22 protein-coding genes are annotated in these 25,171 nt (G+C 51.8%); 2 read left to right on the top strand and 20 right to left on the bottom strand.

What is annotated here, in order from left to right:
- Positions 1-18: 18 nt before the first annotated feature.
- The 12 genes from AB4876_RS07700 to AB4876_RS07645 all read right to left on the bottom strand — a co-directional run bounded on the left by AB4876_RS07700 (position 19) and on the right by AB4876_RS07645 (position 13,415).
- Positions 19-3,381, bottom strand: a complete 3,363-nt coding sequence (locus tag AB4876_RS07700) for a transglutaminase family protein (protein ID WP_368381070.1) — start codon at positions 3,379-3,381, stop codon at positions 19-21.
- Between the two features lie 368 nt (positions 3,382-3,749).
- Positions 3,750-4,748 carry a hypothetical protein gene (locus AB4876_RS07695; RefSeq protein WP_368381069.1) on the bottom strand — a complete coding sequence of 333 codons (999 nt, stop codon included), beginning with the start codon at positions 4,746-4,748 and terminating at the stop codon, positions 3,750-3,752.
- Between the two features lie 228 nt (positions 4,749-4,976).
- Entirely contained in the window at positions 4,977-6,356 is a 1,380-nt protein-coding gene (locus AB4876_RS07690; protein WP_368381068.1) for a tetratricopeptide repeat protein, read from the bottom strand.
- Positions 6,356-6,955 (bottom strand): energy transducer TonB, encoded by a 600-nt coding sequence (locus AB4876_RS07685; RefSeq protein WP_368381067.1) that lies wholly within the window; start codon positions 6,953-6,955, stop codon positions 6,356-6,358. The genes AB4876_RS07690 and AB4876_RS07685 overlap by 1 nt, the downstream gene beginning before the upstream one ends.
- Before the next feature lie 5 nt (positions 6,956-6,960).
- Positions 6,961-7,368 carry an ExbD/TolR family protein gene (locus tag AB4876_RS07680; protein ID WP_008252309.1) on the bottom strand — a complete coding sequence of 136 codons (408 nt, stop codon included), beginning with the start codon at positions 7,366-7,368 and terminating at the stop codon, positions 6,961-6,963.
- 10 nt (positions 7,369-7,378) lie between these two features.
- A complete protein-coding gene (locus AB4876_RS07675) occupies positions 7,379-7,906 on the bottom strand; it encodes a MotA/TolQ/ExbB proton channel family protein (RefSeq protein WP_368381066.1) in 528 nt (175 codons plus the stop codon).
- A gap of 3 nt (positions 7,907-7,909) precedes the next feature.
- The gene (locus AB4876_RS07670) at positions 7,910-9,295 is read right to left on the bottom strand and encodes a MotA/TolQ/ExbB proton channel family protein (RefSeq protein ID WP_368381065.1); all 1,386 of its coding nucleotides are present in this window, start codon (positions 9,293-9,295) and stop codon (positions 7,910-7,912) included.
- Positions 9,295-10,137, bottom strand: a complete 843-nt coding sequence (locus AB4876_RS07665; protein ID WP_368381064.1) for a DUF3450 domain-containing protein — start codon at positions 10,135-10,137, stop codon at positions 9,295-9,297. The genes AB4876_RS07670 and AB4876_RS07665 overlap by 1 nt, the downstream gene beginning before the upstream one ends.
- Positions 10,138-10,440: 303 nt before the next feature.
- Entirely contained in the window at positions 10,441-10,959 is a 519-nt protein-coding gene (locus AB4876_RS07660) for a dihydrofolate reductase (protein WP_368381063.1), read from the bottom strand.
- 13 nt (positions 10,960-10,972) lie between these two features.
- Positions 10,973-11,812 (bottom strand): thymidylate synthase, encoded by an 840-nt coding sequence (locus AB4876_RS07655; protein ID WP_368381062.1) that lies wholly within the window; start codon positions 11,810-11,812, stop codon positions 10,973-10,975.
- Between the two features lies 1 nt (position 11,813).
- The gene (lgt, locus tag AB4876_RS07650) at positions 11,814-12,620 is read right to left on the bottom strand and encodes a prolipoprotein diacylglyceryl transferase (protein WP_368381061.1); all 807 of its coding nucleotides are present in this window, start codon (positions 12,618-12,620) and stop codon (positions 11,814-11,816) included.
- A 3-nt stretch (positions 12,621-12,623) separates the two neighbouring features.
- Positions 12,624-13,415 carry a sulfite exporter TauE/SafE family protein gene (locus AB4876_RS07645; protein WP_368381060.1) on the bottom strand — a complete coding sequence of 264 codons (792 nt, stop codon included), beginning with the start codon at positions 13,413-13,415 and terminating at the stop codon, positions 12,624-12,626.
- Positions 13,416-13,484: 69 nt separating this feature from the next.
- Here AB4876_RS07645 and AB4876_RS07640 point away from each other — a divergent pair, with 69 nt between their 5' ends.
- Entirely contained in the window at positions 13,485-14,246 is a 762-nt protein-coding gene (locus AB4876_RS07640; protein ID WP_368381059.1) for an NRDE family protein, read from the top strand.
- A gap of 11 nt (positions 14,247-14,257) precedes the next feature.
- On the opposite strand, the gene ptsP is transcribed toward AB4876_RS07640, so the two are convergent.
- Both ptsP and rppH read right to left on the bottom strand, forming a co-directional pair.
- The gene (gene ptsP / locus AB4876_RS07635) at positions 14,258-16,528 is read right to left on the bottom strand and encodes a phosphoenolpyruvate--protein phosphotransferase (protein ID WP_368381124.1); all 2,271 of its coding nucleotides are present in this window, start codon (positions 16,526-16,528) and stop codon (positions 14,258-14,260) included.
- Positions 16,528-17,040, bottom strand: coding sequence for an RNA pyrophosphohydrolase (rppH, locus tag AB4876_RS07630; RefSeq protein ID WP_368381057.1), 513 nt, complete (start codon positions 17,038-17,040; stop codon positions 16,528-16,530). The genes ptsP and rppH overlap by 1 nt, the downstream gene beginning before the upstream one ends.
- Positions 17,041-17,207: 167 nt before the next feature.
- Between rppH and AB4876_RS07625 the strand changes: the two genes are divergently transcribed.
- The gene (locus AB4876_RS07625) at positions 17,208-17,861 is read left to right on the top strand and encodes a histidinol-phosphatase (protein WP_368381056.1); all 654 of its coding nucleotides are present in this window, start codon (positions 17,208-17,210) and stop codon (positions 17,859-17,861) included.
- Between the two features lie 85 nt (positions 17,862-17,946).
- Here the strand turns inward: AB4876_RS07625 and gcvH are convergent, their stop codons facing one another.
- From gcvH to pepP, 6 genes are all read right to left on the bottom strand, one after another.
- Positions 17,947-18,333, bottom strand: coding sequence for a glycine cleavage system protein GcvH (gene gcvH / locus AB4876_RS07620; RefSeq protein WP_368381054.1), 387 nt, complete (start codon positions 18,331-18,333; stop codon positions 17,947-17,949).
- Between the two features lie 72 nt (positions 18,334-18,405).
- A complete protein-coding gene (locus AB4876_RS07615; protein WP_368381052.1) occupies positions 18,406-20,031 on the bottom strand; it encodes an ABC transporter permease in 1,626 nt (541 codons plus the stop codon).
- A 21-nt stretch (positions 20,032-20,052) separates the two neighbouring features.
- Entirely contained in the window at positions 20,053-21,099 is a 1,047-nt protein-coding gene (locus AB4876_RS07610; RefSeq protein ID WP_368381051.1) for an extracellular solute-binding protein, read from the bottom strand.
- Positions 21,100-21,276: 177 nt separating this feature from the next.
- Positions 21,277-22,506 (bottom strand): FAD-dependent monooxygenase, encoded by a 1,230-nt coding sequence (locus tag AB4876_RS07605; protein ID WP_368381050.1) that lies wholly within the window; start codon positions 22,504-22,506, stop codon positions 21,277-21,279.
- Positions 22,506-23,762 (bottom strand): 2-octaprenyl-6-methoxyphenyl hydroxylase, encoded by a 1,257-nt coding sequence (gene ubiH / locus AB4876_RS07600; protein ID WP_368381049.1) that lies wholly within the window; start codon positions 23,760-23,762, stop codon positions 22,506-22,508. Before ubiH ends, AB4876_RS07605 begins: the two co-directional genes overlap by 1 nt.
- Positions 23,749-25,080, bottom strand: a complete 1,332-nt coding sequence (gene pepP / locus AB4876_RS07595) for a Xaa-Pro aminopeptidase (protein ID WP_368381048.1) — start codon at positions 25,078-25,080, stop codon at positions 23,749-23,751. Before pepP ends, ubiH begins: the two co-directional genes overlap by 14 nt.
- Between the last annotated feature and the right edge of the window lie 91 nt (positions 25,081-25,171).

The following is a 25,171-nucleotide window of genomic DNA, read 5'->3' as shown; positions in this document are numbered from 1 at the left end:
GAAGCGTTTAGTTAAGATTTAACCTATCCAATTAGGCTGGCGACGCAGGTCGAGAGTATGGGGATACTCACCAGGCGACTCCTCCGGTGGTGGCGCTAAAGGCCGCGGCGGCTCGGGAAAGAACTCCCTTACCGCGTCGAGATCTGGCCTTGGGGTGTAGGGCCCAGGCGTGTGCTCAAGAGTGCCAAAACGATTGCCGCGCCGGGCCTCAGCTTCCATTGCATTAACCGGGAAGGTTTCGTAACTACGACCTCCTGGGTGAGATACGTGGTAGCTGCACCCGCCCATCGAGCGTCCCGTCCAAGTATCGATTAGATCGAATATAAGTGGGGTGTGAACCCCAATAGTTGGATGCAGGGCCGATGGCGGCGCCCATGCGCGATATCGCACACCAGCGACATATTCGCCGTGAGTAGCGGTATTGCGCAGCGGTACACGCCTACCGTTACAGGCCAGAATATAACGGCCATCCGTTAGTCCGCTGACCTTAACCTGCAAGCGTTCGACGGATGAATCCACGTAGCGCGCAGTGCCAAAACTACCCACTTCTTCACCCAGTACATTCCACGGTTCAACCGCCCAGCGCAGTTCAATTTCAATCTCGTCGAGCTTAACTCGACCGTAATGAGGGAAACGGAACTCCTCAAATGGTAGCAACCATTCCGTCTTGAAGGGGTAGCCGTGAGCCTGTAAATCGGCGACCACCTCGTTCATGTCCTGCCACAGATAGTGCGGCATCATGTATTTGTCGTGCAGGGCAGTACCCCATCTCACAAGGGGCTTTTTGTACGGTTCCGCCCAGAATCGCGCGACCAAGGTTCTAATAAGCAACGCCTGAACGAGAGCCATACGACTGTGGGGTGGCATTTCAAAACCGCGAAATTCCAGCAAGCCCAAGCGTCCCGTAGCACTGTTTGGCGCATAAAGCTTATCAATACAGAATTCGGCGCGATGGGTATTTCCGGTAATATCTATGAGCAAGTTGCGCATAAGCCTGTCAACCAACCAAGGTTGGTCGGCCAAACCTTCTGGCATTTGCTGGAAGGCAATTTCCATCTCGTACAGCATTTCATCGCGCCCCTCGTCGGCACGCGGAGCCTGACTGGTGGGGCCAACAAAAGCGCCAGAAAAAATATACGACAAGCTAGGATGGTGCTGCCAAAAAGTCACTAAGCTGCGCAGCAGATCAGGCCTACGTAGCACTGGGCTGTCGGCCGGAGTAGCACCACCAAGGGTTATGTGATTGCCACCGCCGGTGCCAGTATGGCGGCCATCGAGCATAAACTTCTCAGCACCTAACCGACACTCCCGCGCCGCTGCATATAGCTCGGTAGTGTTTTCGACCAACTCCTTCCAGTTAGAGGTGGGGTGAACATTCACCTCTATAACACCTGGATCTGGCGTTACCAGTAATTTTTGAATACGTGGATCCCGCGGCGGCTCGTAACCTTCGATGATGACTGGGACGGCCAATTCATCAGCGGTTTCTTCTATAGCGGCTACCAGCTCAATATAGTGTTCCAGACTGTGTAACGGCGGCATGAAGATATGAACCTTGCCGCCTCGAACCTCAATACACATTGCCGTGCGAACCAATGGCAAAGCATCATCAAGGGCGTCGGCAATCGCCTTGCTCGCACCCTGCAGCTTCTGTGGTGTGGGCGGATTAGACTCGAGTGGAAAGTGGATGTCCTCACGCGCTTGTAAGTCACCGCGCGGATCAAATGGGTCGCGATCTGCTGGTGTCTCGGGCGTCATCGATTCAGGTAAGTCTCCCAGCGGCAGGCGTAAGCCCATCGGCGAATCACCCGGCGTGAGAATAAGGCGCTCACGTTTCACATTCCAAATACTGCTGCTCCACTCCCCGCTGGCGGGGTCGCAGGCCAGCGGTACGATATAACCACTGGGGTCCTTAAAACCGCGTTCCAACAAACGCGCCAAGCGGCGGCGACCTAAGTCGTCACTAATCTTAGCGGCGAGTATATCTATATTCTGCGGTATCTTTTGCTCTTGCAGCAAATAGTGCAAAGCGTCTTCATAGGCCGGCTGTACGTAGTCTTTCGCGAGGTTTAATAGGCCAGCCAGCTTCACCGCAAACTTCTCGGCATTTTTAACTGTGTGACCATAGTCCTGATCAATTCGGGCCAACAGCTCTGGTTTTGTCCACAGCGGTTCGCCGTCTTTGCGCCAGAATAAACCCAGTGCCCAGCGGGGCACTTCCTCACCGGGATACCACTTTCCCTGGCCGTAATGCAGCAAGCCAGTATTGGCAAAATGGTTGCGTAACTTCAGTAGCAATGTCTTAGCGAGACGTAGTTTATCGGCACCCAGCGCCTCGATATTCCACTGCGCAGACTCCATATCGTCTACCGACACAAAGGTAGGCTCACCGCCCATAGTTAGGCGAACATCTTTGGCGACTAGGTCGCGATCAACCGCTTCGCCTAGCAACAAAATATCTGCCCACTGGTCATCACTATAGGGCTTGGTAACACGCGGATCTTCATGAGCGCGTTCAACTTCATTGGTGTAGTCGAACTCAACTTCACATTCGTCGGTATAGCCTTCTATTGGCGCTGCAGAGACAGGGTCAGGCGTGCAGGCAAGGGGAATGTGACCTTCACTGGCAAATAAGCCTGAAGTCGGGTCTAGACCTATCCAGCCAGCGCCGGGAATATACACCTCGCACCAAGCGTGGAGGTCGGTGAAATCTTTCTCTGGCCCGCTGGGCCCATCGAGGGATTTCTCGTCTGAACTGAGCTGCACCAAATAGCCAGAGGCAAAGCGTGCGGCCAAGCCCAAGTGACGGAAAAGCTGAACCAATAACCACGCGGAATCACGGCAGGAGCCTTTGGCAAGAGTAAGCGTTTCTTCCGGCGTTTGAACGCCGGGCTCAAAGCGTATGCAATACTCAATTTCCTTTTCAAGAATCTGGTTCACTTCCACCAAAAAGTCATTCATTGCCCTTGGGGCTTTAGAGATCGACTTTAAGAGCTTATTGAAATTCTTGCCCTGCTTTTCCTTTTCTAAATACGGAGCAAGCTCTTTCTTAAGCTGCTTTTTGTAGTAAAACGGGAATTTTTCAGCGTATTCTTCTAGAAAAAAATCGAAGGGATTTATCACCGTCATATCGGCAATAACTTCTACTTCAATCGAAAACTTATCGGTTTTCTCAGGAAATACCAAGCGACCAAGATAGTTGCCAAAAGCATCCTGCTGCCAATTTAAAAAATGGGCTTCCGGCACTACTTTCATACTATAACTATGAATAGGCGTGCGGCTGTGCGGTGCAGGCCGTAAACGAATGATGTGGGGTGACAAATTGACCTGACGATCAAACTTATAATAGGTTTTGTGGTGAATAGCCACGCGAATTGTCATTACATCTCCTGCGGAAGCCGCATTTTAATCAAGCTCGATCGACGCTTCATTGGCCTGGCAAGCAAATTTGCCAATGATTCCTTATTCAAAAAAATGCCCTTCATTCACAAATTTAGCGCATCGCGCTCGACGCACTCTATGCCCGCTAATGGCAGTATGGTGAATTATTTCGCTGCATATATCGCGCCAAATTGATTCACTGGACCCTGAACCTAGTAAATCAATTGAGCTCTTCTAGGCTCAATGTCTAGCGTACTCTACGCTTGCTTGAGAAAGTAAAGCCAATGAAACAGCTAAAATAACAGCCCGTACTGATAAGGCAGCTATGTTAAAAATAGTCGGCTAGCTGAGCTTAATGCTATATTGAGCTATCGCGAAAAATAAACATCTAATTTAATTGTGAAGCTTGCCTCGGCATTCCAACCTTGATCCCGAGGAAAAAACACTTCAGGACTCGCGGTCACGAAGACCCACTCCTCATAGAGCTTGTAGGTGTAGCTCGTACCCACAAAATAGGCAGTCAGCTCGGCTTGGAATTCAGTTGAAAATACCAAGCCCGCGCGATAATCAATGGCAGTGCGCTCCGACAAACCTTGGCTCAGAGACATAACATGTACGTTTTGAAAATAGTCGTACTGATCCTCAAACTCCAGAACAGTCCAGTAGCGCAGCCCCATTCGGTCACCGAGCGGGCGCGTCAACTCAAACTCTGAGGACTCGCCCCAGCCGCGATCGCTGAAATACCACACTTCCTGCAAAAACTCGGGCGTCCAAGCGCCCCAATTTTCAAATGGCCGACGCAAGCGATAACGACCGAAACCCACTAACGGCGCCCGTAACTTTACCCCTAATCGAGCTGAGCGCTTCCATTTATGCCATTCACTGTCCGGTGATATTTCAATACCAGACACCGACTCCTTGCGACTAAATCGCTCGCCTGTTGAGTTACTGCGCACCCGCTCCTCTAATGAGTTTTCACTAGCCTCATCACTACTGAAGAACAACTTCATCTTACGCTGGGTATTTGGGAGGTCGAACTTGGCCTTAACCCGCATATCGGTTTGAATCTCGCCCCGTTCTTCCCATGTCTGCTTAAATTGGATCTTAACATAGCTCTCATTCTTATAATCTGGCGGTGTATCTTCTTTACTAAAATAGCGATCAACGCCCTCGGCAAAATCAACCCAAGACTCAGACCAATCGTCCCTGGTTTCCTCAGCGCTTAGCATCGATCGACGAAGGAAGCTATCACGCGGCTGATCCGAGTCTAAAGAGTTTGCTGTTACTGCAAGTGGGGAGATCAAGCCGATAATAATACTCGGCAGCCAAGCTAAATTATCGCAGTTGCACCAAGTATTAAGTTTCATAACGACGACCGACATCTATGACTAGTACAAACTATAGGAAGCTCTAGCGACAACGTCCACTATCAAACCTTAAGTAATTATCGCTAGGCGTTTAATTCTTATTTTACAGCCACAATGAAGGCGTGCCCGTCGCCCTTAAAGGTCAATTATTATTTAATGCTGTGGTATATCACGCTCCCACAAAAAAAGGCACCCGAAGGTGCCTTTAATTATGATACTTGAAGCGACTTAATCAGCCAGTGCAGCCTGACGCTCTAGCTCTTTAGCCATAAACGCCATCCACTGAGTGGCATAGTCTTTAGACTTTTCGCTTTTCGCTGCTTCTTTAAAGGCTTTTTTAGCACCTTCATACTCTTGCAGGTTAAAACGTGCCATGCCGAGTACCAAATAGGCCGTATCTGGACGCTTGAGATCACCCTTTTTAAACGCGTTTTCAATCGCCTTTTCGGCTTTATCGAACTCGTCGTTATCGAGGTAGATATTACCCAAACGTGACCACAGCTCGCCTTTATCAGACTTCGCTGCCGCTTTCTCCATCTCTGGAATGGCGCGCTTTAACTCTTGAGCCTGACGCCAAGCATTACCCAGCAATTCGAGGTTCTTAGAGGTAGCAGGTATATCGCCCTTTTTAATACCTTTATCAAGTACCTTAGCTGCTTTGTATGGCACTTCCTGAGACAGGAAGAGATACGCCATATTAATCAGCTCTTTGTCATTATCCAAAACACCTTCGGTGTAGGCCGTCTCCATTGCTGCAGTCGACTTACTCTCCATTTTCAGCTCGTTATACATAGCTGAAAGCTGAAGCCAGTAGGCTTTTTTCTGGTAATGCTTCAAGGTTTCTTCAAGAATCGCAGTTACGCGCTTGATATCATTCTTTTCATAGTACAAAAAGCGCTGCAAGCCCCACCACTGCTCTTTAGGTACTTTGCCACGGCTGGTGTAGTCATCAATTGCAACTTCGATGTACTTCAACGCCCGATCTAAATCCTTGAGCTGGTAGTAACCCTGCGACAGCAGTGCATAAGCGCCTGCGCCAGGGTCTTCTTGCATCTCTTTCTTCGCTTTAAACCATTCCAGAAGAGTATTTACACCGTTCTTGTAATCCTCTTTAACGAAGTAGAGCTGAGCGATGGTGTATTTAGTGTTCAACTCCATCGCCTCCGGAATATCCGGCTGCTTAACTACGTTACGGTATGCATCTAAAGCCAAATCATACTTTTCTTGCGTAAAGTAGATAAAAGCGTACATGTTGTAGAGGTTAGCTAGCTCGTAGCTATTGAGTGAATTCCGACCTTCTTTATCACGGAGTTCATTCAACAAGCTTATCGCTTGGCTGTACTTTTTCTCGTCCGCAGCAATCTGTGCTTCATTTAGTTTTTCATAAATTTTAGCGCGGATTGCTGGCGTTCTACGTGTGCTCCGCTTGGGCTTCTCTTTTTTATCGGCGGCATGGGCAACGCCTATGCTCTGCTCGCCAAGCAGTGGTTGCAATGCGGTGCTTACCACCGGCATTGCAAGAACTGTGGCGACACCTAAGACTAGAGAACAACCCAGCTTGACCAACACCGGACGCATCGCTTTAGTGCTCGAGTGATAATCAGACATTATTTCTCCAACTCATAAGTGAACCGGTTTTGTATGCCCGGCACCTCGATAGGCTCGCCGTCGGACACCCGCGGTTTGTACTTAAACTTCTCTGCGGCTTTTATAGAAGCTCGCTCAAAATAGCCGGACGGCTCGCAATCTACGGCCACGATATCTCGGGTAGTACCCGATTTTGTTACCGTGTATTCAACCGTACAATAACCCGTAACACCCCGACTCTGCGCACGACGCGGATAAATTGGCGCAACCTTCACGATTGGCAAATACTCACCGTCGGAAGCAGAAAGCCCCCCAGCTGTATTCGTCAAATCAACGCTCTGAGCTGGAGTCATGTTGACAACTTCCATATTTGGATTGATGTCTTCCATCTCAGGTTGTTCCATATCCGGCGGTGGCTCGTCTGGCTCCTTCGGTTTATCGGGCTTGCTGTCCTTCATTGTTTCAATTTTGGTGTCCGGCATTTGAATATCGGCCAGCTTTGTACGCGGCTTTTCATCCAGCGTTTTATCAGCCATCTCGATAAGCGAAGGCATTATGATGAACAGCGCTGCTGTCACCATGAATGCCAATGCGGCACCATATAAATGTCGAATATTCATATTGATCAGCTGTCTTCAGTGGCCAATGAAACATCGTATACACCAGCCGATCGGCTAGCGTCGATAACCGCAGTAACCGTCTCGGTATTCGAGGCTTTATCAGCCTGAATAACCACGGCACCTTTTGGATTTTCAGCGTGCATCCGCTCAACAACAGAGCGAACAGCGCGCTTATCAACCCGGCGTTTATCAATCCAGATTTCATTAGTTGCTGTGACTGCAATCAGAATATTAACATTCTCTTTTTTGCTTGATGTTGACGCGTCTGGGCGATTCACCTCAACGCCAGCTTCCTTAATAAAGGACGCTGTTACAATAAAGAAGATCAACATGATAAACACAACGTCGAGCATCGGCGTCAAGTCTATTTCAGAGGGATTATCCTCTTGTCCGCCTCTTTTATTCCTTCTCATGTTAGCTCTCTTAGTGATCTGTTGTCAGATGGTCTTCCAAAAGCTCGCTCTCACGTTCTGCAATACTTTTAACATAAGTATTGATGAAAACGCCTGACAAAGCTGCAACCATACCCGCCATTGTCGGGATTGTTGCTTTTGAAACACCGCCGGCCATCGATTTAGCATCGCCGCCACCCGTTACCGCCATGATGTTAAACACTTCAATCATACCGGTAACAGTACCCAACAACCCTAATAGTGGACACAGTGCCACCATTGTTTGGATCATTGGCAAACTCGCATTAATTTTAAGTGATACTTGGGATATCAGCTTTTCGCGAATTCGCTTGGCATTCCAAGATTTACGCTCTGTGCGCTTTTCCCAGCTACCAATGGCACCGTTGACGTCTTTCGACAGCTCAAATTTGTAATACCAAAGTCTTTCAAGAGCGAGAGTCCACATCAGGAAAGTCAGGCCGGCGATGGCCCAAAGAACGTCGCCGCCTGCATCCATGAATCGTCGAATTATCTCCGCCCATTCATTCAGTAGGTACATCGCTTAATTCCCCGCGTGACCTTCCGTGTGTTCGGCAATGATGCCCGTAGTTTGCTGGTCAAGAACATGGATAATCTTCTTGGCCCGACCGCTCACAAATGTGTGCAGCAGAACTGTTGGGATCGCTACCACCAGACCGAGTACAGTAGTTACCAGTGCACCAGAGATACCGCCAGCCATTGCTTTTGGATCACCAGCACCAAAGATGGTGATGGCCTGGAAGGTGATAATCATACCGGTTACGGTACCCAGCAGACCCAGTAGCGGGGCAACTGCGGCAATAATTTTCAGCAAGTTGAGCGAGTTCTCTAAGCGCGGAGTTTCTTTCAGAATTGCTTCTGACAGTTTCAGCTCCAGAGTCTCTGGATCCATGCTTGGATTATCTTCATGGACTTTCAACACACGACCAAGGCTGTTATTGCTATTGGCTTTCTTAGTTTTCAGCTGGCTGTTAACTTTCATGTCTTCGATTGAAAGAACAATCAAGCGCCAAATAGCGATCAGCATAGCCAGAGCACCAACGGCACTGATAACGTAACCAACCACACCACCTTGGTGCCAACGCTCGGTTAAAGTCGGGCTATCAATCAAAGCGGCCAAGTATGAACCACCGGTAGGACCTGTAGGGTCGATACCAAAGGGATGCATGCCTGACGAAGCGCCAGCCAAATCTTCTGCCCAGCTCATGTAGCGAGTAGGTTGACGAGACAGTACAGCCAAGGTGCCATTCTCTGCGATGTACTGCAGGTATTCACCTTCGCTATTAACAGCGTTGAAGGTACCAACACGGACAACGTCCTGCTCGCTCTTCTCGCCGCCAGCACTGGTTACAGTAGTGCGGAATTTAACAACGCGACCAGACTCAGTCATTTCACGCTGAAGTTCGAACCAAACGCGTTCAATTTCTTCAATGCTAGGCAGCTCTTCAGCACCAGACATTTTAGCGATCAAATCATCGATAAACTGTTCACGCTGTGGGAACTGAATACTAATGAGTGATGACTGGAAGTTAGAGCGCAAATCACCAGCTGTAGATGTCAGGTGACCAAACAATTCAGTCAGGGTACCCAGACGTTCTTTAAGCGTACGCTGACGCTCAGTGATCACGGTCTCGTTTTCTTCGAAGGTTTTCTCAAGATCCGAAGAACGCTTTTCTTCTGCTGCCAAAGTGCGCTTAGCTTCGTCCAGTGTTTTTTGCTGGTCGTAACGAGCAGCGGCAAAACGCTGTTCGCGCTCTCTGTGTTCGCGAATTTCTGAAACACGGCCTTGTTCAACCATTTTCAGAAGTTCATCTAGGGACTTGGCATCTTCTGCCATAGCCGGCATAGCTGCAACGGCAATCATACCGCTAAACGCAAGCACTGCGGCGTTAAATAGATTACGTTTCATTATTTAGCAGCCTCCGGAGCAGGAATCGGGAGTTTCATAATATCGATAGATGCCTGCTTATTCGAAATACGCAGACCCTTTTGGATCGCGCCGCGGTAGTCGCCAGCATCCAATTCAACCCAGCTACGCTTGTCTTGATCCCAAGCGCCAGACTGCTCGCCATCGGTAGTTTGATACATCAAACCAATGCGACCAATACGCAAGAAATTAACATCACGCTCAGAACCAGCAACAAGCGCTACGCCTTTGTAGCTATCAATTTTACGACCGTATTCGTTCTCGATTTTGTATGCTTCAAGAACCTGACGGAATTTCTCAGCGATGGTGATATCTGAGCGATCCATATTGCTGCGCAGGAACTCAACACGCTCTTTACGCTCATCGATGTGGAAAGGCACGTCCAGACTAACGAACTGTTCAAGACCATCGATCATACGCATCAACAAAGGTGTAATTTGACGCTGAATGATCGTTGCTTCGTCAACTGACTTTTCCAGACTAGCAATACGGCGTAACTGACCTGCAATTTGTTTTTCAAGACGACCGTTGTAGATGCGCAAACCATCTACTTGCTTCATTACGATCTTGTAGTCTTGTAGCAAATCACCAGTATCTGCTGCCAGACGGTCGATTTTAATTTGTGACTTTTTCGCTGCTGCAGTTCTTTTTTGACCTACTTCAAGAACCTTGCTTACAGGAATCAGTGGTTTAGGGGGTGGCAGTTGTGCTGCCGCAGGATCTTGCCCAGCAGTAGTATCAGCTGAGTAGGCCGGCGACACAGCCAGCATACCAACAGCCATACCGACCGCTAGCGCGATTGTCTTCAATCGTTGCGTTTTCATGGGAATTGCTTTTCCTATTTGGGACGTTTAGTGAAAGCAGAGCTTATTATCTTGTTCAGCCGTACGGCCAGTCGTAAGACCGTGCTTTCATACAGCGGAGCTTATTTTAATCATGAGCAAACGTAAGAATCAACGAGAAAACTAAATGTTTCGTAATATAAAAGATATTGCCTTCTTGCTGGGTTGATGCGTTACAAATTCGAGAACTAAGGTAACAATATTTATTTTTTGAGTAACGTTCAATAAGGAGCTCTATGCCACTGCGGCACCTAAGCTCTGTTTGTTATTTGTACAAATTACTTGCTACTCAACGGAAATTCGCTGCAAAGTGACAAAGCTATAGGCCAAGCTCTCAGAATTTGTTACGGGGTAACACTCTCTAGCGGTCTCTTTCCACTCATTTTCTGACAATTCGGGAAACCAAGCGTCGCCATCTAGACTGACATCGACCTCGGTTAAATAGATTTTTTGGGCTTGCGCCAGTGCACTGCGGTATATCGTCTCGCCGCCAATTATCACAATTTCCGACAAATCCGCCGCCATTGCGTGCGCTGTCGCCAAAGTAATCCCCGCGTCCACACTGGCGACCACCTCAGCGCCTTCTGCAACATAATCGGCTTGCCGACTCACCACAATATTGCGCCGCCCCGGCAATGGCCTGCCGATGGACTCCCACGTCTTGCGCCCCATCACAATTGGCTTGGCCATGGTTGTCGCCTTAAAATGCTTGAGATCTGCCGGCAAGTGCCAAGGCAACTCATTGTTCACACCTATCACGCGGTTATTCGCCATCGCGACAATCATCGAAATACTTACAGACATGAATTCCCCAACATCAAACAGCGATAGGCGCTTTTATACCCGGATAAGGCTCGTAACCCGCAAACTCAAAATCTTCAAAGTCGTAGTCGAACACTGATTCAGGCCGCCGTTTTATCACAAGCTTTGGCAGAGGCCTTGGCCTGCGCCGGAGCTGCTCTTCAACGATTTCGTCGGTTAGATGATTTTGATAGAGGTGGCAATCACCAAAGGTATGCACGAAATCGCCAACATCCAAATCACACTGCTGGGCGATCATGTGCGTTAGTAAAGCATAGCTGGCGATATTGAAAGGCACCCCCAGAAATAGATCCGCACTGCGCTGATAGAGCTGACAAGACAGCCGACCATTGGCGACATAAAACTGAAATAAAGTGTGGCAGGGCGGCAGCGCCGCGCGACCACGACGCGCATTCTCTTGCGGGCTTAGCGACTCATCGGGAAGATCTGCTGGGTTCCAAGCATTCACCAACAAGCGCCGCGAATCGGGCTTGCGACGAATCATGTCGATAACTTCGCTAATTTGATCGATAGTGCTACCGTCAGGACAGGCCCAACTGCGCCACTGCTTGCCGTAAATAGGTCCTAAATCGCCATTTTCTAGGGCCCATTCATTCCAAATAGATACGCCCCGCTCGCGCAGCCAGTTATTGTCGCAACTGCCCTGCAAAAACCAAATTAACTCGCAAATAATACTGCGCAAATGCACTTTTTTGGTGGTCATCAGCGGGAAGCCCTGCTGCAGATCAAAGCGCAGCTGGCGACCAAACACCGAACGCGTACCCACCCCAGTGCGATCACCTTTGTCGGTGCCGTTGTCACGAACATCTCGCAACAAATCGAGATACTGCTGCATATTATTTCCCCGCCTTACCATTGGCTGCGCTGCGCTTATACGCCAACGCCAGTAAAAATCCGCCAATTATAATCATAGGCAGCGATAATTCCTGCCCCCGCGTAAGCCAACCCAGTGCATCGAAGCCAATATGGCGGTCGGGCTCACGAACAAACTCCACCACAAAGCGGAAACTTCCGTAACACAGCAAAAACAGTGCACCCGCCGCCAGGGGCGGCCGCTGTTTACGGGTAAAGAAAAATAAAATCACAAATAACAACACGCCCTCTAGAGCAAACTGATAAAGCTGCGAAGGGTGCCGAGGCAATTGCGATGGGTCGCGCGGGAACAGCATTCCCCACGAGCCATCGGTCGGCCGCCCCCACAATTCCTGGCCGATGAAATTACCGATGCGACCCAGCCCCAAGCCAATTGGCGCCAACGGCGCAATAAAATCCCAGAGCGACACCACCGGCACTTTAATTTTTCGGGCGTATAGCGCCACCGCAATTATCACGCCTAGTAAGCCACCATGGAAGGCCATCCCTCCCTCCCAGACCCGAAACAGCCACAGCGGATCCTGTAAAAATTGAGGGAAATTATAAAACATCACATAGCCAAACCGACCACCCAAGATTACCCCAACTGCACCGTAGAAAATTAAATCCTCTACTTGGGCTTCATTGAGAGGACTCCATGGCTGGTGACTGCGACGCTTAGCCAGAAACCACGCGGCGGCAAAACCTGCCAAATACATAAGCCCGTACCAATGTATCGAAAGTGGTCCAAGCTGCAACGCAACCGGATCGATATCAGGATGTCTCAACATGCCCTACAGTGCTCCCCAAATAAACTGACTTCCAACCACCAATAAAAACCCCGCGAATGCGCGACGCAAATGCACCGCCGATAACCGCTGAGCGAGTTGCGCGCCCCATTTGGCGCAGGGCGCGCTCAGTAAAACCAAACCCATTAACGCAGGCCAATACACAAAACCGGTGCTGTAGGCAGGCAAACTTTCATGACCATAACCCGCCACCATATTGCTCATTGCACCCACAATAGCAATCGGCACCCCGCAGGCCGCTGACGTCGCTACTGCTGCCTGCATTCGCATATTGCACCAAGTCAAGTAGGGTACGCTCAAGGAACCGCCGCCCACGCCAAATAGCGCGGAAAAAAAACCAATTCCCACGCCCACCGGCAACAGCCCCGCCACACCTGGCAGCTGCCTTGTTGCTCGCGGCTGCACTGCCAACCCCATATACGCAGCAATAAGCAGGGAAAAAACCCCAAAAGCGAGTTTTAATGACTCTGCTGACAGGGCGCTCGCGATGGTAACCCCCAGCATCACGCCAAGCGCAATACCCGGCGCCAAACCGCGCCAGCTCAACCAGTCGATATTGCCCATTTTGTGATGTGCCCGCACCGAGCTAAGCGAAGTAACCACGATGGCGGCCAAGGATGTCCCCACCGCCAGCTGCATCGAAATATTTTCCGGAACAGCCAAAACTGCAAAACAAACCACCAGCGCTGGCACAATCACCAAGCCACCACCCACGCCAAATAATCCTGCAGCAAAACCAGCAATAGCGCCGACCCCAAGATATATCAGCACTACCATAGACCACCTCGACTTCGCGCAAAGCTGCTATTATGACCAGCTCCACTTACAAACAACAGCGTAGTGTCCATGTGCCTGATTTTATTGTCTTGGCAAAAGCTGCCAGACCAGCCACTCATTATTGCCGCTAATCGTGACGAATTTTATTCACGCCCCACCCTCGCCGCCGACTTCTGGCCAGATTACCCACAAATTTTAGCTGGCCGCGATCTCGAATATGGCGGTAGCTGGCTGGGCGTTAGCCGCAACGGTCGCTTCGCCGCCGTTACAAATCTTCGCGAAGTTGAAGCTCGTGGCGATCGCAGTCGTGGCGATCTCGTCAAAAACTTTCTACTCAGCAATGACGATACCCGCAGCCACCTTGCACGATTAGAACTCGAAAAAGCCAAGTATCGGCCCTTTAACTTTATCGCCTTTGATGGCCTAGAGCTGGGCTACAGCAACAATATGGAGCCAAGTTGGCAGTTACTACCGCCCGGCACTCACGCCATTGGCAATATCCCGCAGAGTAGTCGCAATGAAAAAACGATGAAGGGGGAACGCGATATGAATGCTGCATTAACGCAAGGCGCAGAACACCAGAGGCTTCTAAGCATGCTGCAAGACCCTAGCAGCAGCGGCCATCATGAGGAGGCAATACACCGTACTTTATCTAGCCGCTTTGTAATTGCCAAAGACCTCGGCTACGGGACCCGCTCCAGCAGCATCGTTAGCCTCGGCCTAGACGGCCACTGGGACTTTTGGGAGCAAATTTATAATACCGCCCCCCAGCAAGCCGATTTTTTACAGCCGCAATCCCTAAAGCACTTTGCCACCAAACCCACAGCTTAGCGCCAACGGTACTAAACGCCACCTGACGTCTGCTGTAGCAAACGCTCCATGCCAATATTAATCATGGCTTTGCGCAGCTGAGCCTTAACCTCGTCGGCAGTATCTACCAGCATCACCCCATCGAGCAGACCCTGTAAATCCTCAAAACGACAGCTGCGAATAACCGCCTTAACCCGCAACAAGCTATTGTCGTTCATCGACAGCATATCGTAACCCATCGCCATCAAGATCAAGGCTGCCGCAGGATCTCCGGCCAACTCTCCGCAAATTCCTACTGGTTTACCCTCGGCATGCGCGGCGTCGACAACCTGCTGCAAACTATTTAAAACTGCCGGATGATAGGCGTGATAAAGATCGGCAACTCGGGTGTTATTGCGATCAACTGCCAGCAAATACTGGGTTAAATCATTTGAGCCCACCGACAAAAAATCGACCCGCCGCGCCAATTGCCGCGCCTGATAAACCGCTGCAGGCACTTCAACCATGACCCCAATCGGTGGCAGATTAATATCCCACCCGTCTTCCAACAACTCTTCGTAAGCCCTGCGCACCAACTCTAGGGCCTCATCCACTTCCTGCACATTGCTGATCATTGGCAACATAATGCGCAAATTATTTAAGCCTTCACTGGCCTTAAGCATCGCGCGGACCTGAACGAGAAATATTTCTGGATGATCCAAGGTCACCCTGATTCCTCGCCACCCCAAAAAGGGGTTTTCTTCGTCAATCGGGAAATACGGTAAGGCTTTGTCGCCGCCGATATCCAAAGTCCGCATAGTGACCGGCAGTGGCGCAAACGCCAGCAGCTGCTCGCGGTAAATTACGCGCTGCTCCTCTTCGCTGGGAAAGCGCTCGCGCAGCAAAAAAGGAATCTCGGTGCGGTATAGACCCACCCCTTCGGCGCCTCGATCCAGAGAGCGGGCAACATCCGCCATCAAACCGGTATTAACCCACAGCGGCATGCGGTGACCGTCTAAGGTTTCGCTGGGCAAATCGCGCAAGGCTTCCAAGCCCTGATTCAGGGCGTGATCTTCCTCAGAGACTGAGCGAAAATGCTCATACACTTCGGGAGTCGGATTATAGTGAACGTAACCCGAATAGCCGTCGACAATCAGATTGGCGTTTTCGATTTGGGTATAGGGCAAGTCGCTCGCCCCCATCACCGTAGGAATACCCATGGCCCTAGCCAATATCGCCACATGGGAATTACTCGAACCCCGCACCGACACCATGCCAACCAGCTTTTCGCGGGGAACTTCACCAAGCATCGACGCAGTGAGCTCTTCACCGACCAAGATTGTTCTTTCAGGATAATCTGGCGGCTCGATATCGTTAGCCTGCAGATAGGACAAAACCCGCCGACCCAAATCCTTTATATCCGTGGCGCGCTCTTTAAAATAGGTGTCTTCCATCATTTCAAAGGCGCGAATATGACTGGACATAACCTGACTCAATGCACCCTGAGCCCACTCCCCGCCCTCAATTTTTTCAACGACTTCGGCCACCCAGGCACCATCGTCCATAATCCGCAAATAAACATCAAACAGTGCGTGTTCGTCGGCGGGCAGCTGGGTGAGTAATTTATCACTAAGTGCACGAATATCACTGCGCACCGCATCCAGTGCAGCGGTAAAGGCCTTTAACTCCGCCGCCACATCGTCGCATTGACGGCGCGGCACTGAATGTAACTCGGCCATTGGCACCACTACCGCCGCTTGACCAATCGCCACGCCAGTGGCACCGGCAATACCCTTGAACGATGCAGTGGCACCCACGGTGTTCTGAGCAGTATTGATCGAACCGGTCGCGCGGGCGTGAGCAATTACCCCAGCCAACTGCGCCGACATGGTCACTAGAAAGGCTTCTTCATCTTCATCAAAGCGGCGGCTATCTTTTTGCTGAACAACCAACACCCCCATCACCGAGCGCTGATGAATAATTGGCGCCCCGAGAAAGGAGTGATAATGCTCTTCACCTATACCGGGTAGAAACAAGAAGTTGGGGTGTTTCTCGGCGTGATCGAGGTTTACCGGCTCCTCCCTACGTGCCACTAAACCCACCAAACCCTCGTCGGGCCCAAGACTCACCTTGCCAATCAGCTCGGGATTAAGACCTTGGTTAGCCATAAAAATTAAACGCTTGGTATCTGGGTCTCGCAAATAAACCGTGCACACTTCAGTATTCATTACCTCGGCAATACGGGTAACGATAATATCTAGCGCCGATTGCAGATCGTCAGCCGCGTTTACCGCCTGGACTATACTGCGTAGCGCTTCAAGCATCATCGCAAGTCACCAAGACCATGGCCGCTGTCTTTAACTAAACGGGCATGACGCGGCGCCAACTCTTTCATAGCGCGACGGTAAACTTCGCGTTTAAATGCTACCACCTGGCCCAGCGGATACCAGTAGCTCACCCACTGCCAGTGATCAAATTCGGCTTTATCACCGCAATCGAAGCTCACTTTGGCATCGTCGGTTTTCATTTGCAGTAGAAACCACTTTTGCTTTTGGCCAATACACAGAGGCTTGTTTTCACGGCGAATCAAGCGTTGCGGCAAACGATAACGCAACCAGCCGCGCGTGCAGGCCAGCATATCGACATCTTCTTCGCGCAGGCCGACCTCCTCGTATAACTCGCGATACAGGGCCGCTTCTGGCGACTCACCCTCATGGATGCCACCTTGGGGAAATTGCCAAGCGCTCTGACCAACTCGGCGCGCCCACAAAACTTGGCCGCACTCATTCGCAAGCACGATGCCAACATTTGGGCGGAATCCATCCGAATCTATCACGAGCTCACCTACAGGTTTGATTTTATGTCTGTTTTCTATTGTTCCACAAATTGACCACACTGGGAATTCACCAAGCTAAGTCTCTCGAGGAAAGGTGAAATAGCCGCCCGCAGACGCTATGCTAGCGGACTGTATAACGACCTTGACCCCTTGGAAAACAATCTACTATGGCACTGGCAATTTTTGACCTCGACAACACCCTACTCGGCGGCGATAGCGACCACGCTTGGGGGGAGTTCTTAACCAGCGAGGGCATTGTCGACAGCGCTGAGTTTCAACAACAGAACGACGAGTTTTACCGCCAATACCAACAGGGCGGCTTAGATATACACGCCTACCTAAGTTTTGCGCTAGCTCCCTTGAGCCGCTTTTCCAGCGCCGAGCTAAATAAGCTACACCAAACCTTCATGGCCAAATACATTGCGCCGTTGCGCCTGCCCAAAGCCGACGCACTGATCAAGCAACATCGCGATGCCGGCGACTTTCTTATGATTATTACCGCGACCAATAGTTTCGTCACGGCGCCCATTGCCGCCGCGCTCGGGATTGACACCCTGCTCGCCAGCGAAGCCGAAATCATCGACGGTCGCTATACCGGCAAGCCCACGGGCACTCCCTGTTTTCAAAGCGGTAAAGTTCAGCGTTTAGAAGAATGGCTAGCAGCCAACAATAAAAACTTGGACGGCAGTTACTTTTACAGCGACTCTCACAATGATTTACCGCTGCTCAAGGTAGTGGACAAACCCGTTGCTGTCGACCCCGACGACAAACTGCGCGATTACGCCGTTGAGGCCGGCTGGCCAGTGATTAGCTTGCGGTAAAAACGCGGCGATCCTAACAAATTATTATTTTTATAACTAAGCGGCCAATGGCCGCTTAGTCACTGCAACACAAACGCGGGCGAGATTACTCGTCGCACTGCTCGTCGTAGGCTTCGGCGTCGAGCAAATTATCCAGCTCGCTAAGATCCGAAGGCTGAATGCGGAAAAACCAACCATCGCTATACGGGTATTCGTTTACCGTCTCGGGGCTTTCATCAAGGGCTTCGTTCACTTCGATTATTTCGCCAGACACCGGCGCGTATATATCCGACGCCGCCTTCACCGACTCAACTACCGCGGCTTCATCACCGGCAGAGTATTCAGCGCCCACTTCCGGCAGGTCGATAAACACGACATCACCTAGTGCGTTCTGAGCGTGGTGACTAATGCCCACGGTAACCGTGCCGTCTGACTCAAGACGGGCCCACTCGTGGGTGCTAGCGTATTTCAATTCGCTGGGGGTATTGCTCATTTAAGGCCGTCCTCTAAAACGTAGGCGTAAGATGGGCGCATTTTAACGCCGCTGCCGATAAATACAAAGTGCTCAGTGACGACTTTGACGGATACTGATTATCACAGGTATTAATCCCGCCGCTACCAGCGCCAATGCGGGCAGTGCCGCAAGCTGCCACTGGCCCTCAGACGTCATTTCATATATTCGTACCGCCAAGGTATCCCAACCATAGGGTCGCAATAACAGGGTAGCAGGCATTTCTTTCATTACATCGACAAATACCAGTACTGCTGCAGTTAACAAACCTGGTCGCAGCATCGGCAAATAAATCCGCCACACTAGCGCGCCACCACTAGCGCCCAAGGTGCGCGCCGCCTCAGGCAAGCTCGGCCGAATGCGCTCCAAACCCGACTCCAGCGGGCCACTCGCGACTGCCAAAAAGCGAATCCAATACGCGGCCAACAGGGTCAGCAAAGAGCCCACGAGCACCGGCGCTGGCGTCATCCCAAACAGCCGCTGCAGTGGTATTAAAAACTGATTATCAATATAGGTGAAGGACAGCATAATACCGACCGCCAACACCGAGCCGGGCAGAGCATAGCCCAATTGCGCCGAGCCAAAGATTGAACTAAGCCGGCTCTTTTGCCGGCGATTAAAGGCCAGTACGAGGGCCAGCGCCACCGTAATTAGGGCCGCCAGACCAGCTAGCGACAGCGAGTGTTGTAATAATTCAAAAAAACGGCGATCCAACTGCGCCGATCCCGCGGCGACGGCCCACGACACTAATTGCACTACTGGCAATAGAAACGCTAGGAGTAAAACTAGACTGCACACCAAGGTCATTAACCACGCGGTGAATGGCGCGACGGCAAAACGAAAACGATGTTGCAGCCGAGCGCCCTGCACAAAGCGGCGGCCGCCCCGCGAGCGGCGCTCAGCAAACAGGGTCAGCGCCACAAACAGCAACAAAATAGAGGCCAACTGGGCCGCAGCCTGCAAATTAAAAAAACCAAACCAGGATTTATAAATAGCGGTAGTAAAGGTGTCGTAATTAAAAATGGCCACCGTGCCAAAATCGGCAAGAGTTTCCATCAAGGCCAAACTCACCCCCGCAATAATGGCAGGCCGCGCCATTGGCAGAGCAACACGAAAAAATGCCTGCCAGCCGTTACAGCCTAAAACCCGCGCGGCTTCGATGGTATCACTGCTCTGGGACAAAAATGCGCTGCGCGCCAACATATACACATAGGGGTAGAGCACCAGCGAAAACACCACAATCACCGTGAGCTCGCTGCGCACATCCACACTGCCATAGGCTTGGCCAACATTAGCCCGCAAAAAACTCTGCAGGGGGCCACCAAAGTCAAAGAAACCGAGAGTAACAAAGGCCATAACATAAGCCGGCACCGCCATGGGCAGCATCAACAGCCACTCAAACCAGGCTCGCCCAGGAAAGTCACACATCACCGTAAACCACGCCAATGCGATGCCCAGCACGCTTACCGAGATGCCCACCCCCACCAACAAAGTCAGCGTATTGGCCAGCAGACCGCCCAATTGGGTGGCAATTAAATGCTGCCAAATATCGGTTTGCTCAGACGACCAGCTCAGCACTATCACCAAAATCGGCGCTAGCACGCCCAGCACAGCCAGCAGACCAACGCCGCGCAATAGCCACACCGCCGCACTCACACCCCGCTGCGGTGTGGCCGTCATCACCAACCCTGAGCTCTGCACTTAGCGATAACCCACGCGGTCCATCATTTTGATAGCCTCGCCTTGCAAGCGACCGGCCTCGCCAATTGGCATGGTGTCAGCACTAAAACTACCCCACTGCTGAATCAGGGCCGATGGCTCGGTCGCATCATTAACAGGGTACTCTTGATTTAAACTCGCAAAATCAAATTGCGCCGCCGGCCCAGACATCCACTCCAGCAGACGCTGTGCTTCGGCCTTATGCTTGCTAGCCTTGGTTACACCCGCGCCCGAAATATTGACGTGCACACCTCGTCCAGCAGCACCTTCACCCTGTTGATTCGCCCAAAACAAACCAATGGCTAAACTGGGGTCATCGCCCAGCATTCTGGCCAAATAATAGGTATTCACTAAACCGACATCACACTGACCGGCATCAATCGCCTCAATAACTTTATTGTCACTCGAAAACGGCGCCACCGCTAAATTATCCACCCAGCCGCTAACAACCTCTTCGGCCTTTTCCTTACCTAGGGCGACGATCAAACTAGCTACTAAGGATTGGTTGTAGACCTTTTTTGCGGTGCGCAAACACAGGCGACCAGACCACTGCTCGCTGGCAAGATCTTCATAGGTCGACAGCTCTTCCGGCTTAACCCTATCAGAGGCGTAAACAATGGTGCGCGCCCGAATGGAAACGCCATACCAACGCCCCCGCTCATCGCGCAGCGCTGGGGGCACATTGGCCTTGAGGCTTGCCGACTCAATTGGCGCTAACACACCTAACTCCGCCGCCTGCCATAAGTTGCCGGCGTCGACGGTAATCAGCATATCAGCGGGGGAGTTTTCGCCCTCAGCGCGCATCCGCGCCAACAGCGGGCCGGCTTCATCGGTGACATAGCGAATGCGAATGCCAGTTTCTTTGGTAAAGTCGTCAAAAATAGGTTTGATGAGCTGTTCAATGCGCGAGCTGTACACGACGAGTTCGGGACCTGTCGCACTGTCGGCGGGAGGCGTATTGCGACCGCAGGCGGCTAAACCCACTACTACCAAAATTGTTACTAGCCGTGCCGCGATTCTAAACATCATCAACGCCTCTCATATCAAACTCGGGCGTAGATGATAATTATTATCATTAAAATTCTCAATGACTTCCGTTGATAATTCAAAATTAACAAGGTATAGCGATACAAGCTTAGGCGTAACACCCACGCCCGTCTTCCGGCACCTCTTTGCGTCTACCGCCCCGTCAAGCCTACTGCAACATCACAGCGGCCCAGAAATGCCCATCGCTTTTGCGATAATCTGTCGCTTTAAAGGCAGCGCCTTATTCAGCCAAGTCATGCCGGTGTTACGCAGCAAACGCAGGGGCATAACTGGGGTCTCAAATAAATGCTGAAAGCCTTCCATCATGGCCATCATCGCCAAATTACCGCCTTTGCGACGGCGCTGATAACGCGATAAAGCGCCGGAGTCGGTGAGGCTTAGGCCCCGCTCACAGGCACGACGACACTCCTCAGCCAATACCATGGCATCTTGAAAACCGAGGTTTATTCCTTGGCCGGCAAGGGGGTGAATGGTATGCGCGGCATCGCCAAGCAACACGATCCCTCCGCTCACATAATCGGCGGCATGGCGCTGGCGCAGCGGAAAACTTACTCGCCGACTACAGGCCACAATATTCCCCAAGCGATGCTCAAACTTGGCGCCCAGCTCCCGACAAAAGGCGTCGTCATCCATGGCCATTAATTGCTCGGCCTGCTCGGGCAGCGCCGACCACACAATGGAGCAATAACGCTGCTCGCCCGCCGTATCAGGCAAGGGCAGGAATGCCAGCGGCCCCTCAGGCTGAAAACGCTGCCACGCGGTATTCTTATGGCCCTCTGCGGTTTCAATGGTCGCCACAATCGCGTGATGATGATAATCCCACTCGCGGGTTACAAAGCCGGCCCAGTCGCGAATTCGCGAATTGGCGCCATCGGCGGCAACCACCACGGGGCTGCGCAGCACGCGGCCATCGGCCAAGCTTAGCGCCACGCCGCCGCTTTGCTGCTCCATCGCCGCCACTGGGCAGGCAAAATAGCATTTCACCCCCGCCAATTCTCGCAGATGATTAATCAGCGCAGCATTGAGCAGGCGATTTTCAACAATATGCCCCAGCGCAGCGCGCTTCACTTCGCTGGCGGCAAAGTGAATACGCCCTGTGCCCTCGCCGTCCCACACCTCCATATCGGTGTAGGCACAGACTCGGCGACCACTAATCTCAGACCACACCCCAAGCTGCTCGAGAAACTCCCGCGAACCTTCGGTGAGCGCGCTCACCCGGGCGTCGTAATCGACTACGCTCTCTTCCAACGGCGGCCAGCCGTCGCGCACAGCCTGCCCCTCAACCAGCGCAATTTTGAGTGGCAAATCCGCCAGCGCCACGGCCAGTGCAGCCCCCGCCAAGCCAGCGCCAACAATGATTAGATCAAATTCAGCTATGCTTGCCGACATTACCAAGACTCCGCTGACGAACCGGGCATAATGCCCGCAGCTCGGGCCACAAACCGCGACTTAGCCGCTGGCGTGACATCTAATAACAATAAACCCAAATTGCGCACCACACTCAGCACCGGCTGCCGGTTGCTGAAAATACCGGTAAGCTGATCGGAAAACGCCGTGGTCACGCGCTGGTCCACTTCCTGACTCGCGACATAGCCCTGCAATAAACCCAAGCTGCCCAAGTCGCGGCCCTCGCGCTGCGCCATTGCCAGCATGCGGCTCAGGCAATCCACATCGCGCAGCGCTAAGTTAAAGCCCTGCCCTGCCACGGGGTGCAATGAATGCGCAGCGTTACCCAACACCACTACTTGCCGCCGCACCTGCTCGTCGGCCTGCATTAATTGCAGCGGGAAGGAGGCCCGCTGCCCGACTTTTTGCAATCGCCCCAAACGGTAGCCAAAATTGCGCTGTAATTCGGCCAAAAATTCCGACTCCGACCAAGCCATGACCTCCTCTGCCATATTCTCGGGGAAGGTCCACACCAAGGCCGAGCGCGATTCGCCGCTGCCATCATTAACCAACGGTAGCAATGCCAGCGGGCCACGCTCGGTAAAGCGCTCAAAGGCGCAGCCATTGTGGGGCCGCTCAGTGGCCACATTGGCAATGACCGCGACCTGATGATAGTCAGCAACCGTTGCCGAAATACCCAACTGAGCGCGCAAACCTGACTCTGCGCCATCGGCCACCGCCACCAACTGGCTCGTAATATCGCGAGACGCTTCACCGTCGAGTATCGTCAAATTTGCATAGCCGTCGGCGATCTGAATACCACTAACCTTGGCTGGCGATAAAAATTCAATATTAGTATGTTGCCGTAAATGATTGAGCAAGACATTGCCCAACCACATGTTTTCAACCACATAACCCAAGGCTTGCCAGCCCTGACTTTCGGCGGTCATCAGCACACTGCCAAAGTGACCCCGGTCTGACACATGTACTTGAGAGATAGTACTCAGATGCTCATTCAACAGAGACCAAACACCAAGCTCCTGATAAATTTGCTGACTACCAAAGGACAATGCCGTGGCGCGGGCATCAAAACTCGGCCGATAAGCTGGCACACCAGACTCCGCCAAGGGTGGCAAAGCAAAACTCTCAACTACCAACACACGGAGTTTTCCGCCACTATGGACATAGAGACTCAAGGCCAGACTGGCGCCAACCATGCCGCCGCCAGCAATAACCACATCGTAATCAGTGTGCGGCAAGTCGGGCCTCCGCCATCAGCGCTTCAATTTCATCAGCGTCCTTAGGCACCGCCGAAGTTAATATCTCGCAGCCGGTTTTGGTAACGACAACATCGTCTTCAATGCGAATGCCAATGCCTCGCCACTTGGCGTCGACATTGAGATTATCTGGCGCCACATAAATACCTGGTTCGACGGTCATCACCATACCCTCTTCCAGCACCCGCCACTCACCGCCAACTTTATAATCGCCCACATCGTGCACATCCATACCCAGCCAGTGGCCGGCGCGATGCATATAAAAGGGGCGGTAAGCTTCACTGGCAATTAAGACGTCAACTTCACCACTGAGCAGACCTAGCTTAACCAAGCCCGCAGTAATCACGCGCACGGTGGCATCATGAGCCTGATTCCAGTGATTGCCGGCTTTAATCGTGGCAATCGCGGCTTTTTGAGAATCCAACACCACCTCGTAGAGGGCGCGCTGCTCTGGCGAAAAACGGCCATTGGCTGGGAAGGTGCGGGTAATATCCGCCGCGTAGTAATGCAGCTCGCAACCGGCATCAATCAAAACCAAATCGCCGTCGCGAATCTCGCAGCTATTTTCCACATAATGCAGAATACAGCCATTTTTACCGGCGCCAACAATCGTACTGTAGGCGGGATAACGGGCACCATTGCGGCCAAATTCGTGGAGTATTTCGGCCTCCAACTGATATTCAAAGACACCGGGACGACACAGGCGCATTGCCCGGCAATGGGCCTCTGCCGAAATTTCTCCGGCGCGGCGCATCACTTTTAGCTCCGCGGCAGATTTATACAAACGCAGATCATGCAGGTGGTGATCCAGATCCAAAAACTCCCCCGGAGGCTGGGCGCCGGTGCGCACCTTAGAGCGAATCACATTCACCCACTGCATCACTTGCTGGTCAAATTCGGTGTGGCGGCCCATGGCGTAATAGACCCGCTGACGCCCTTCTAATAGCCCCGGCAGAATATCGTCAATATCCGCTACAGGGAAGGCGTCATCGGCACCATACTTGGCACAAGCACCTTCTGGACCAGCGCGGTAACCCGTCCACAACTCCATGGCCGGATCGCGGTCGCGGCAAAACAACACCACTTCGCCATTGGCGCGACCAGGCAGCAACACCAATACCGCATCCGGTTCATCAAACCCGCTGAGATAATAAAAATCACTGTCTTGACGAAAGGGGTATTCGGTGTCGCTATTACGGCTCACCATTTTGGCCGCAGGGACAATAGCGATACTGCCCGGCTCCATCGAAGCCATTAAATTTTTCCGGCGGCGGGCAAATTCCTGCATGCTTATCGTCATGGGGCTCTCATCATTAGTTAAAACACTGCAGCTATATTGTACCGCTGAGCTTATCACAGCCACTGGCAACGCCATGGCTGGGGCCAAAGAA

The organism is Zhongshania guokunii, from assembly GCF_040892635.1.
GTDB lineage: Bacteria > Pseudomonadota > Gammaproteobacteria > Pseudomonadales > Spongiibacteraceae > Spongiibacter > Spongiibacter guokunii.
The sequence above is the reverse complement of the archived record's forward strand: the minus strand, read 5'-3'. Positions and strand labels throughout refer to the sequence as shown.